This window comes from Actinoplanes sp. TBRC 11911, from assembly GCF_012933445.1.
In the GTDB taxonomy this organism is placed as follows: Bacteria; Actinomycetota; Actinomycetes; order Mycobacteriales; family Micromonosporaceae; genus Actinoplanes.
The window spans coordinates 113834-125851 of record NZ_JABBNC010000008.1 but is presented as its reverse complement, the minus strand read 5'-3'; the positions used below and the strand labels follow the sequence as shown (position 1 = coordinate 125851).

Below are 12018 nucleotides of genomic sequence, written 5' to 3'. Positions count from 1 at the left end.
CGCTTCAAGCAACTTTTGCACGGACCGTGCGGGGCGGGATGACCCCGTACGCCTCGGCCGAGAGATAGACGGTGACGCCCGGCCGGGGTGGGCCGAGCCGCAGCGAGACGTGCGGGATGAGGCCGACGCCGTCGGCGAGGGGCCGGGTGCTGATCGCGCCGAGCGCCCGGTCGAACAGGGTGGTGTCGAAGCCGTGCCAGGCGAGCAGGGCCTGGACCCGGAAGCGGGCCTCCAGGTCGTCGCCGACGTAGTCCCGGATCGGGACGTAGACGCTGTACCCGACCGGGCGGTCCGCGTCGCCGGTGAACGTGTAGCTGCCGACCAGCGGCCGCCTGTCGAAACGTCCGCGGAAGCCGGCCGCGGAGCAGAACGCCGCGACCTCGTCCGCGTCCACGCCGTCCACGATGGACGATGCCCGGGCCACGTCGCGGGCCCGGGCCTCGTGATGACTCAGGTACAGCTTCACCCGCGCCTGCGGCTCGTCGTACAGATCGAGGGCCAGGAACGTGAGCCGGTCGCGTTTGCCGAGCTCGCCCGGGCGTACGGCGTGGTCCAGCATTTTCTGGTAGGTCTCGCCGAGGCCGAGCCGGTGCAGCGCCTCGGCCACCACCTCGCTCGAGTTGTCCGCGCCGTGCACCTCGGGGTTCAGATACACCTTGAACTCGGGGCGCCGGTCGCTGCGGAAGACCAGGGAGAGCCAGAGAACGAACGGTCCGTGCGGCTGCTCGGCGGCGAACAGGTCGCGGATCCGGTCCAGGTGCCGGAACGAGATGCCTAATCGGTCGGCGTGCGCCTGCAGGAAACTCTCCGCAGCGTCCATATTGGACCGAAGGCTCGGCGTCAAGGCCAGCGCCTCCGCCAGAATGCGCAGAGCCGGCGGCTCGTTGTCGTTGTAGGCCAGCGAGAACTCGGCCGGCGAGTGGTCGTCCGCGATGTCCGAGGGCCAGACCGGGCCGGCGTTCGCGGGCCGTGCGCCGTGCGGGCCGAGCAGTCCGGTGAGGAGCTCGACGGGTTGCTCCGGTGGCATCCCGACGACCTCGCACAGTCCTGCCAAGGGTCCGCCGAGCCGGTCGATGAGCGAATGGTCCTGCGTCAACGATGTTCCTCCCGTGCCGGCCCCCGTGTTGATCACGTGCCGAACTCATCGTGATCACTTGCTCACGCAAAGTCGAGAGAGATATAGATCACAACCGAAGTTTCACCTGGACGGGGCCGACAACTGGGAGGGGTCTTGATGTAATCGGGCATGAGCGACGTCTCGCTGGTTACCGTCCTCCGGGAGTGGGGCCGGATCGGGTGCGTCGGCTTCGGCGGGCCGCCCGCGCACATCGCCCTGCTGCGCAAGCTCTGCGTCGACGATCGCCGGTGGCTGGACGCGCGAGAGTTCGAGGACGCGATCGCCGTGTGCAACCTGTTGCCCGGCCCGGCCTCCACGCAACTGGCCATCTTCTGCGCCTGGCGGGTGCGTGGCCGGGCCGGCGCTCTGGCGGGCGGTGCCGCGTTCGTCCTGCCCGGCCTGGTTCTGATCCTGGCGCTCGCGGCGTTGTTCCTGCGCGGCGATCCGCCGCTGTGGGTGAAGGCCGCCGGCGCCGGTGCGGGCGCCGCCGTGGCGGGCGTGGCCGTGCAGGCCGGGTGGAGCCTGGTGCGGCCCGGGTGGCGGCGAGCTCCCGAGCAGAGCAACCGGGCCCGCTGGCTGCTGTATCTCGCGCTGGGCGGGGCGGCCGCCGCCACCATCGGACCCTGGCTGGTGCTGCTGCTGATCGCGTGCGGCATCGCCGAGGCGATCGCCCAGCGCGTCCCGGTGTCGGCGCGCCGGCTGACCGCGGTGCCGGTGCTGCTGGCCGGGGCCGGCGGGGGAGTGCTGCTCTCGGTCGCCTGGGTGGCGATCAAGGTGGGCGCCCTGTCGTACGGCGGCGGCTTCGTCATCATCCCGCTCATGCAGGCCGACGCGGTCGGTCACTATCACTGGATGACCGCCGCTCAGTTCCTGAACGCGGTGGCGCTGGGTCAGATCACGCCCGGCCCGGTGGTGCAGACGGTGGCGGTGGTCGGTTACGCGGCGGCGGGCGTGGGGGGCGGCGTGCTGGCCTCGGCGGTCGCGTTCAGCCCGTCGTTCGCCTTCATCCTGCTGGGCGCGCACCGCTTCGATCGCTTGCGCGGCAACCTGGGCGTGCGGGCCTTCCTGGACGGCGCGGGCCCGGGCGCGGTCGGCGCCATTCTGGGGTCCGCGATCCCGCTGGCCCGGGCGCTGACCGAGCCGTGGCAGTTCGCGGTGCTGGCCGGCGCCGCCGTGCTGCTGCTGGCGCTGCGCCGCGGGCCGGTCCTGACGCTGCTGTCCGCCGCCGCGGTCGGGGTCGTCATCGCCCTGGCGGGCGGGCCACTCCCTAGCTGAGTTTGCTCTGCACGCCGCCTTCGCCGGCGAGAGCCGTCCAGGCGGTGCCGTCGAGCTTGAACGCGTCCAGGAGGTAGGCGGCGACCGCGTCGGCGACCAGGGCGACGCGGGACGGGTCCTCGTCGGTGGTCTCGGCGACCTTCTCGCCCGCCAGGCCGCCGAGGGTGTGCTCGCCGCCCGCGATGGTGAGCAGGCTCTTCGGTGCCGGGCTGAGGTGGTAGGCGTCGGTGAACCAGTCCGGCCCGCGGGTGGACAGCGCGGACTGGTCGTTGCCGCCGGCGATGACCAGCGCCGGGGTGGTCATGGTGGCGTAGTCCGGTTTCATGAACGGCAGGTGCTCGGCCGCGAACGGGGTGAGCGAGTCGCCGGTCCCGGTTGCCGCGATCAGCACGCCGGCCCGGACCGCGGGGTGGGTGAAGTCCTCGCCGTCGGTGCCGAGGACCCGCGCGCCGAGGAGGGTGCCGACCGTCTGAGCGCCCCAGGAGTGCCCGGCCGTCTGGGCGCCCCAGGAGTGCCCGGCCGCGGCGATCCGGTCGTGGTCGATCCGGGCGTCCAAGCCGCCGGCCTGGGCGAGGATCGCGTCGAGGTGGTCGAGGATCGCGTGCAGGTCGGCGATGCGGACGCGCCAGATGGTCGCGTACCGGGGATCCTCGAATCCGATGCCGTTGCGGCGCCAGTCCAGGTGGGTCGGCTGCACGACGACGAACCCGGCCGCGGCCCACCGGTCGGCGAGCGGCCCGTAGCCGTCCATCGACCACGCGTTGCCGTGCGAGAAGACGATGACCGGCAGGAGGATCATGTGACGGAGCCCACCGGGGCACGGCGGGCGGCCGCGCGACGCAACCGTGAGGGCCTGCTCGCGGCGGCCGCGGCGGCGTTCGTGGAACAGGGCGTGCACGCACCGATCCGCGACATCGCCGGACGGGCGGGCGTCGGTCTCGGCACCGTCTACCGGCACTTCCCGACCCGGGCCGACCTCGTCACCGCGGTGTACCGGCACCAGCTCGACGAGTGCGCCGTGCTGGCCCCGAAGCTGCTGCGCGAACTCGACTCGCCGGCCGAGGCGCTGAGCCGGTGGATCGACGCGTTCGTCGAGTTCCTGGTCACCAAGCACGGGCTCGGCGCCGCGCTGCGGTCCGAGGACCCGAGTCTGCAGAATCTGCACACGCTCATGCTCGACAAACTGGTGCCCGCGTGCGCCACGCTGATCGAGGCCGGTGTCGCGGCCGGCGAGCTGGACGCGGACGTCAAGGCGTACACGTTGATGCGGGCCGTGGGGAATTTGAGCATTCTCGGCGGTGGGTACGAGCGCGGCGACGCGAAGGAGATGGTCGCGCGGCTCCTCGTCGGCTGCCGCCGCACTTAGGGTGAGCGGATGGACTGGAAAATCGAACTCATCCCGGTGCCCGTGACCGATGTCGATCGGGCGAAGGACTTCTATCAGAGCGTGGGCTTCAACGCCGACCACGACCACCAGGTGCAGGAGGGCTTACGGTTCGTGCAGCTCACGCCGCCAGGCTCGGCGTGCTCGATCGTCGTCGGCGAGGGCGTCACCGACATGACCCCGGGCACGCAGCAGATCCAGGTGGTGGTCGCCGACGCCGAGGTGGCCCGCAAGCAGCTGCTCGACGCCGGCGTCCAGGCCAGCGACGTGGACGTACAGCCGTGGGGCAACTTCGTCTACTTCAGTGACCCGGACGGCAACAAGTGGTCACTGCAGGCGCTCGCCTCCCGCCCCAACGGCTGACCCCGGGGCGGTGGTCGGCTGCCGGTTCAGCCACTCCTCCAGCTGGCCAGGCGTCACCGGGCGGGAGACGTAGTAGCCCTGGATGGCATGGCAGCCGACCGCGTCCAGCTCGTTCCAGGTGGCGATGTCCTCCACGCCCTCCGCGATGACGTGCAGGCCCAGGTTGCGGCCGAGCTCGACGGTGGACCGCACGATCACCGCGTCCCGCTCGTTGGTGGTCATGCTGCTGACGAACGAGCGGTCGATCTTCAACTCGTCGACCGGCAGATTCTTCAGGTACGCCATCGAGCTGTAGCCGGTGCCGAAGTCGTCGATCGAGAGGCTGACACCCAGCGCGTGCAGTTGCTGGACGACCTCCAGCGCCCGGTCCGGGTCGGCCATGATGGCGCTCTCGGTGATCTCGAGCGTGAGCAGACGGGCCGGCAACTCCCAGCGGGCGAGCAGGTTGGCGACCTCGGCCGGGAACGCGAGGTCCAGCAGCCGGTGGGTGGACACGTTGACGGCGACCGGGATCTCGTGGCCGCCCAATCGCCAGGACCGGCACTGCTGTATCGCGGCGTCCAGGACGAAACGGGTCAGCGGGGTGATCAGGCCGGTGTGCTCGGCGAGCGGGATGAACTCGTCCGGCGGGATCATGCCGTGCTCCGGGTGCTGCCAGCGGACCAGGGCCTCGGCGCCGAGCACCTCGCTGGTCTGGGCGTCCACCTTGGGCTGGTAGTGCAGCACGAGTTCGCCCTGTTCGATGCCGCGGCGCAGTTCGCTGGCGAGGGTGAGCTTGCGCGGGTCGCTGCTGTCCTGGCTCGCGTTGAACAGCATGTAGCCGGTGCGGTTCGTCTTCGCGGCGTACATCGCGATGTCCGCGCGCTGCAGCAGCTCGTCGGCGGTGTTGCCGTGCTCGGGGCACAGGGCCGCGCCGATACTGCCGCCCACGGTCAGGTTGATCCCGTCGAGCGGGAACGGCTGGTCCAGCGCGTCGTGCAGCCGGTCCGCGACCGACGCGACGTCCTTGCTCTCGGTCACGCCCGGTAGCAGGATGGCGAACTCGTCGCCGCCGAGCCGGGCGACCATCTCGTCGCGGCGCAGCACCCCCTGCATCCGGCGGGCGACCTGGATCAGGAGCTGATCGCCGTAATGGTGCCCGAGGGTGTCGTTGACCTCCTTGAACCGGTCCAGGTCGATGAGCAGCAGCGCCGCGCCGATCTGCTCGCCGGCCGGATCCGCGGCGGCCGCGATGCGCTCGTGCAGCATCACGCGGTTCGGCAGACCGGTCAGCGCATCGTGCGACGCCTGGAAGGTGGCCCGCCGGAAAGCACGGGAGCGCACCCGGTGCGACTGTCCCACCAGGACGACCATGATCAGGGCGGCGGCGGCCAGGATCAGCGCGGTCCCGACCTGGGCGCGGGTGCCGGCCCGGTCGGCCGCCTCCTGATAATGCCGGTCGGCCCTTTCGAGCTCGGCGGTCAGCGCCTGGAAGGCCGGATCGGACCGCTCGGCCTGGATGCGTTGCGCGCCCGCGATGTCGTTCTCGGCGAAGAGGTCGAACTCCTCGTCGACCGCGGTGTCGTAGACGATGTACGCCGCTTGCACCGCACGGGCCTGGGCACTGCCCGGGTCGCGGTCCTCGAACTCGTTCCCGATCGCGTCGACGGCCTCGTCGATCTCGTCGCGGCGGCGCTCCGCGGCCGGCGTCAGCGCGTGCGCCATGACGGCCTGCGAGGTGAGCGTGCTCTGCTGCCAGGCGGCGACCTTCATGTCGTTCAGGAGATCCTGCAGTTCGCCGGCGCGCTCGGCCTTGCGCTGCAGCTCGGTGATCGCCACGGCGCTCACCCCGGTCACCGTGATCGCGCTGATGATCATCAGCCACAGCAGGCCCAGCCGCCACCGTGAGGCACCCCCGACCGGCGCCTCGGGGCCACCCGGGCGCCGCCGGGCGAGAAAAGTCCGCACGTCGCCACTATCGGCACACCGGCCTCTCGGGCTGAGCCGGGCGCGGGTAGCTTGGCGATCATGGTCGATAGCTTCCTGGTCCGCTCGGCGGCCCTGGGCGCCGCGTCCGGCGCGCGCAGCCTCACCCCCTTGGCCATGCTGGCCCTGCGCCGCGGCGGCTGGCTCCGGGCGGTCACCGCGGCCGGCGCGCTGGGCGAGCTGATCGGCGACAAGCTTCCCGGTACGCCCAGCCGCCTGCACCAGCCCGAACTGACCGGCCGGGTCGCGGCCGGGGCGCTGGCCGGTGCTCTGCTGGCCCGCCGTCATGGCCGGCCGGTGTTGCCGTCCGCGCTCGCAGCCGGCGCCGCCGCACTGGGGGCGAGCTATGCGGGGGCGGCCTGGCGTAAATACCGGCCGGGGATCCCGGCGGCGCTGGCCGAGGACGCCGCCGCGGTGGGCGTGGCGTGGGCAGTGACACGCGGATAGCGCCGACGGCGACGCCCGGGTAGCGGGGCTCAGCGGGATCGGCGACGCGGGTCGGAGCGCTGAACGACGCGCGAAGGCCCTTCGGCGGCCGGTGCCCACCGCGGCGCGCGCGTAGCGCCCACCGCGACACCCCGAAGCAAGTGGCACACCGGGTCACACCACGGGCATCGGAGGCTAGGCGCCGCCCCCGCATGGCCCATTTTTGGTGACCAGCTGGGCCACCACGTTGCCGTGCAGCGCCGCGCCGCCGGGTTGCCGTGCCGCCAGTTTCATGCCGGTGACCCCAGGCATCGCGGCGATCCGGCCTCCGGCCCGCTACACCGGGCAGGTGGCGCGTGGTGTTCCATCATGTGGGACTGGCGGCCGCATACCGAGACCGGCGACCACGTCGTGGACCCGACGTCCGTCATGTGAGACTGGCGTCCATTGTGGAGAGAGCAATTGTCGCGCTATGAGGCTTTCGCCCGGCGGCTTTCTCGGGCCTGAAGTGAACCTTGGAGAGTTGGGGCTCGCATGTGGGCGCAAGTTTCCAAGATTCACCGAAAGCCCACGATGCGACGGCGTGGTCCCAGTCAGTGGGATGGCCCGGCGCGTCGAGCAGCCCGGTCGCCGTGCTTGTGCGGCACGTGCGGCTGCCACTAAACCGACTCGGCCAATGGTCTCCTCGGCGCGCCACGACGGCGGCCGCGATCTGGTGGGAAGGTTGACCGGGCGCTTGTCAATCTTGTGGCGGCGCCTCGACCGGCGACCTGGGTGTGAGGTGGAGGCGGCGGAGGAGCTGGGCGTTCAGGGCGACCACGATCGTGGAGCCACTCATCAGCAGGGCGCCGATCGCCGGGCTCAGGGTGAAGCCGACCGCGGCCAGCACGCCGGCGGCCAGCGGGATGGCGATGACGTTGTAGCCGGTGGCCCAGGCCAGGTTCTGGATCATTTTGCGGTACGAGGCTCGGGACAGCCTGATGACGCTGGCCACCCCGCGCGGGTCCGAGGAGGCCAGGACGACGCCGGCCGACTCGATGGCGACGTCGGTGCCGGCGCCGATGGCCAGGCCGACGTCGGCGCGGGCCAGCGCGGGTGCGTCGTTCACGCCGTCGCCGACCATCGCCACGGTCAGGCCGCGGGACTGCAGGTCGGCGACCGCGCGGTCCTTGTCGGCGGGGAGCACCTCGGCGAAGACCTCGTCCACGCCCGGCCGGAAACCCAGGTCGGCGGCCACGGCCTCGGCCACCGGGCGGGCGTCACCGGTGATCATCACGATCTTGGCGACGCCTTCCGAGCGCAGTTCGGCGATCGCCGCGCGGGCCTCCGGGCGTACCGCGTCCTCCAGGGCGAAGGCGCCGACCACCTCGGGCGTACCGGAAAGATCGACCAGATGCAGGAGCACCGCGCCTCGCCGTGACCAATCGGCCAGATCGTTGGGAGCCGTCACGCCGAGCTCGCGCAGCAGGGCCGGGCCGCCGACGGCGTACGGGTGGCCGGCGACGCTGGCCTGCACGCCGCGCCCGGTCAGCGAGCGAAAGCCGGTGGCCACCGGATGCTCCGGCACGCCCGCCACCAGGTCGTTGGCGACGCTGCGCTTCCTTGCTGCCACCAAGGCCTTGGCGAGCGGGTGCTCGCTGTCGGCCTCGACCGCCGCGGCGAGGCGGAGCACCTCGTCCTCGGGGTGGCCCGGGGCCGCGGCCACCGCCCGTAAAGAGTGCTCGCCCTTGGTGAGGGTGCCGGTCTTGTCGAAGAGGACGGCCTGGACCGTGCGCATCCGCTCCAGCGCCAGCCGGTCCTTGACCAGGATGCCGGCTCGCGCGGAGATCGCCGTGGACAGCGCGATCACCAGCGGGATGGCCAGGCCCAAGGCGTGCGGGCAGGCGATGACCAGGACCGTCACGGTGCGTTCGACGCCCTGCCCGACCTCGCCCAGCGCCGCCCAGGTGATGAAGGTGATGAGGCCGACCCCGGTGGCGACGAAGAACAACCAGGCGGCGAAGCGGTCGGCCAGCACCTGAGCGCGGGAGCCGGCCGCCTGCGCCTCGGCGACCAGGCGGCCGATGCCGGCGAGCGCGGTGTCCTCGCCGACCGCGTCCACCCGCACGCGGATCGCCGAGTCGGTGGCCACCGTGCCGGCCACGACACGGTCGTCGATCTGCCGCGACACCGGGCGCGACTCGCCGGTGATCATCGACTCGTCCATCTCGGCGGCGCCGTCGACGATGTGGCCGTCCGCGGGGACCCGGGCGCCCGATCGCACCAGCACGCGATCGCCGACAACCAAGGCGTCCAGCCGTACGCGTTCGGTGGTGCCGTCGGCGGTGAGGCGCTCGGCCTCGTCGGGGAGCAGGGCGGCCAGCGCGGAGAGGGCGCCCTGTGCCTGGACGACCGCCTTCATCTCCTGCCAGTGGCCGAAGAGCATGACCGTGACCAGGGCCGCGAGCTCCCACCAGAAGTCCAGGGCGAACACGTCGAAGGCGGTGAGGATGGAGGCCACGTAGGCGACCGTGATCGCCATCGAGATCAGCATCATCATGCCGGGTGCGCGACTGCGGATCTCGGCGGCCGCGCCGCTCAGGAAGGGCCAGCCGCCGTAGAAGAAGACGGCGGTGCCGAGGACCGGGGCGATCCAGGAGACGCCCGGGAAGTCGAGCGAGTAGCCGAACCAGCCCATGACCATGTCGCTGGTCAGCACGATGGGAATGGTCAGGACGAGGCTGAGCCAGAGCTTTCGCCGAAACACGGCGGGGTCGTGCCCGGCGTGCGCGCCATGGCCGCCGTGCCCCGCCATCCCGTGGTCCGCGTGCCCGGCCATCCCGTGGTCCGCGTGCTCGGCCATCCCGTGCTCGGCGTGCTCGGCCGCCGCGTCGTTCGGCGACGCGGCGCTGTGATGGCCCGCGTGGCCTCCGTTGCCCATTCCGTCGCTCATGCCGACCAACATATACCCCCTGGGGGTACCGGACGGAAGCCGAGCCGCCTTCCGGGTGTCGGAAATTTCACCTGGGGACAAGGTCGGGCCGGAGGTGGATTCGCCTTGTCATTTGGCAGTGGCGAGGAAGACATTGGAAGTGTTGTCGAGCACAACCCGGCTGGGAGGCGGCCATGGAGAAGACTCGGATCGTGGTGGGTGCCGACGGATCGCCGAGCGCGGTCGCCGCGGTGCGATGGGCCGCCGCGGAAGCCCAGCGGCGCGGCGTCGAGCTGCGCATCCTCACCGCCTACCCGCGGACGCCCAGCGCCGACGAGGATCAGCCCGCGGCCGTGGTGCACGACGCCGCCGCGCATGCCCGCAGCGCCGCCCCCGAGGTCGAGATGATCACGATGGGCATGCACGGGTACGCGGTGCCGATCCTGCTGCACGCCGCCGAGGACTCGGCCATGCTGGTCGTCGGCGAGCGCCGGGCCGGGCGCTTCCCGGGGCTGCACGCCGGGTCGGTCCAGACCCAGGTCGCCACCCAGGCCAAGTGTTGCGTCGTGGTGGTCCGCGGCCGCTCCGGCGCGGACGCCGGGCCGGTGATCGCCGGGATCGACGAGGGCGCGGCGGACGCCGTCCTCGGCCGCGCCTTCGAGATGGCGGCGCTGCGCGGAGTGCCCGTCGTGACGGTCACCGCCAAGACCGACGGGCGGGAGCCGGCGGTGCCCGGCCTGGACGTGTGGCGCGGCAAGTACCCGCAGGTCGCCGTCGAAAGCGAGGTCATCTCCGGGCGCCCGGACAAGGTGCTGGTGCAGCGCTCGCGCGACGCGCAGCTCGTCGTGGTCGCGCCTCGCCGGCACGGCTACGAGGGAGTCATGCTCGGATCGGTCGGTTCCCGCCTGCTCGACAGGTCGGACTGCCCGGTCTTCATCGCCCGCTGACTACTGCGGAGCAATCGAGGCCACTAAACGAAAGCCCCGGTTCGGTAAGTAACTAAAGGGCAGTTTGTTAACGCCTTGGAGATCGCGAACCCTGGGATCGCACGGCCGGTGGGGGATCCGGCCGGCGTTCATCCTTATGGGGGGAACCAAAATGGCGAGATCCAAGGCGGTCCTTTGGATCGTCCTCATCGCTCAGTTCATGGTCGTGCTCGACGCGACCATCGTGACGGTGGCATTGCCGTCCATCCAATCCGGTTTGCATTTCGACAGCCAGACGCAGCTGCAGTGGGTCATCAATGCCTACATTCTGCTGTTCGGCGGCTTCCTGTTGTTCGGCGGCCGGGCCGGTGACCTCCTGGGCCGTCAGCGCCTGTTCATCATCGGGTTGGCGCTTTTCGGCCTGTCGTCCTTGGTCAACGGCCTCGCGCAGAACTCCGAGACGCTGATCGTCGGCCGCGCGGTGCAGGGCCTCGGTGGCGCGCTCACCTCGCCCGCCGTGCTGTCGATCATCCTGGTCACGTTCGAGAGCGTGAAGGATCGCACCAAGGCGCTGGGCGCCTTCAGCGCGGTCACCGCATCCGGCAGCGGCGCCGGCATGCTGGCCGGAGGCATCCTCACCGAGTGGGTCGACTGGCGCGCCATCTTCCTGGTGAACGTGCCGATCGCGGCGATCGCCATCATCGGCGCGATCAAGGTGGTCGCGAACAGCCGGCACCGTATCGAAGGACAGAAGAACCGGATGGACCTGCCGGGCGCGGTCACCATCACGGCCGGTCTGATGCTCCTGGTGTACGCCATCGTGAACGCGGACGACTGGGGCTGGGGTTCGGGCAAGTTCATCGGCTTCGTGGCCGGGGCGGCCGCTCTGATCGTGGCGTTCTTCGTGATCGAGTCGGTGTCCAAGCAGCCGCTGGTCCGGCTGGGCATTTTCCGGCACCGGGCGCTGGCGGTCTCGAACGGCTCGATGCTCCTGATGACCGGCGGCGTCTTCGTGATGATGTTCTTCCCGGTGCTGTACTGGGCGGAGATCAAGGGCTACAGCCCGATCAAGGTGGGCCTGGCGTTCCTGCCGTGGCCGGCCGCGATGGCGGTGGCCAGCACGTTCGCTCAGAAGCTCATCGGAAAGGCGGGACCGAAGGCGGCGCTGTGGCCCGGTCTGCTCATCATCGCGGGCGGTCTTTTCTGGCTGGGCTTCGTCCACCCGACGAGCAACTACGCCGGCGACTTCCTGCCCGGCATGCTGCTGACCGCGATCGGCGCGGGCTTCGCCTGGGCGTCGCTGTTCTTGGTGGCGTCGGTCGGCGTGAAGCCGGAGGAGAGCGGACTCGCCTCCGGTCTCATCAACACCTCGCAGCAGCTGGGTAGCGCGATCGGCCTGGCCATCCTGGCCTCGGTCGCGGCGGCGTACACCAGCAGCCTGGTCGCCGATGGCACCCCGGCGAACGACGCCTTGGTCAAGGGCTTCGACCGCGGCTTCATGATCGGCGCGGCCGTTCTGGTGGCCTCGGCGCTCGTCGCCTTCCTCGGGCTTCGGGCTCGCGACGGCCGGCATACCCCCGAGGAGACGCCGGTGGAGCCGTCGCCCGACGAGGTGCCGTCCGTCGCTCTCGAGCCCGCGATGGGCGACTAG

10 protein-coding genes are annotated in these 12018 nt (G+C 71.2%); 6 read left to right on the top strand and 4 right to left on the bottom strand.

Features of this window, described 5'->3' with window-relative positions; all coding sequences use genetic code 11:
- Nucleotides 1-4 precede the first annotated feature (4 nt).
- Nucleotides 5-1096 (bottom strand): tryptophan dimethylallyltransferase family protein, encoded by a 1092-nt coding sequence (locus HH310_RS14240; protein WP_248293995.1) that lies wholly within the window; start codon nt 1094-1096, stop codon nt 5-7.
- A 150-nt stretch (nt 1097-1246) separates the two neighbouring features.
- Between HH310_RS14240 and chrA the strand changes: the two genes are divergently transcribed.
- Entirely contained in the window at nt 1247-2392 is a 1146-nt protein-coding gene (chrA, locus tag HH310_RS14235) for a chromate efflux transporter (protein ID WP_169175995.1), read from the top strand.
- Here chrA and HH310_RS14230 read toward each other — a convergent pair.
- A complete protein-coding gene (locus HH310_RS14230) occupies nt 2385-3191 on the bottom strand; it encodes a chlorophyllase (protein ID WP_211192159.1) in 807 nt (268 codons plus the stop codon). The two genes, chrA and HH310_RS14230, sit on opposite strands and share 8 nt — an antisense overlap.
- Between HH310_RS14230 and HH310_RS14225 the strand changes: the two genes are divergently transcribed.
- Together HH310_RS14225 and HH310_RS14220 are read left to right on the top strand one after the other, a co-directional pair.
- Nucleotides 3192-3758, top strand: a complete 567-nt coding sequence (locus HH310_RS14225) for a TetR/AcrR family transcriptional regulator (protein ID WP_169175994.1) — start codon at nt 3192-3194, stop codon at nt 3756-3758.
- Between the two features lie 9 nt (nt 3759-3767).
- Nucleotides 3768-4139 carry a VOC family protein gene (locus HH310_RS14220; RefSeq protein WP_169175993.1) on the top strand — a complete coding sequence of 124 codons (372 nt, stop codon included), beginning with the start codon at nt 3768-3770 and terminating at the stop codon, nt 4137-4139.
- Here HH310_RS14220 and HH310_RS43815 read toward each other — a convergent pair.
- Entirely contained in the window at nt 4104-6086 is a 1983-nt protein-coding gene (locus HH310_RS43815) for an EAL domain-containing protein (protein ID WP_169175992.1), read from the bottom strand. The genes HH310_RS14220 and HH310_RS43815 overlap by 36 nt on opposite strands.
- Nucleotides 6087-6146: 60 nt before the next feature.
- Here HH310_RS43815 and HH310_RS14210 point away from each other — a divergent pair, with 60 nt between their 5' ends.
- Nucleotides 6147-6551 carry a hypothetical protein gene (locus tag HH310_RS14210; RefSeq protein ID WP_169175991.1) on the top strand — a complete coding sequence of 135 codons (405 nt, stop codon included), beginning with the start codon at nt 6147-6149 and terminating at the stop codon, nt 6549-6551.
- A 718-nt stretch (nt 6552-7269) separates the two neighbouring features.
- Here HH310_RS14210 and HH310_RS14205 read toward each other — a convergent pair.
- Complete coding sequence (locus HH310_RS14205) at nt 7270-9372, bottom strand: heavy metal translocating P-type ATPase (protein ID WP_169176129.1); 2103 nt, start codon at nt 9370-9372, stop codon at nt 7270-7272.
- A 263-nt stretch (nt 9373-9635) separates the two neighbouring features.
- Here HH310_RS14205 and HH310_RS14200 point away from each other — a divergent pair, with 263 nt between their 5' ends.
- Both HH310_RS14200 and HH310_RS14195 read left to right on the top strand, forming a co-directional pair.
- Complete coding sequence (locus tag HH310_RS14200) at nt 9636-10388, top strand: universal stress protein (RefSeq protein ID WP_169175990.1); 753 nt, start codon at nt 9636-9638, stop codon at nt 10386-10388.
- A gap of 151 nt (nt 10389-10539) precedes the next feature.
- Entirely contained in the window at nt 10540-12018 is a 1479-nt protein-coding gene (locus tag HH310_RS14195) for an MFS transporter (RefSeq protein ID WP_169175989.1), read from the top strand.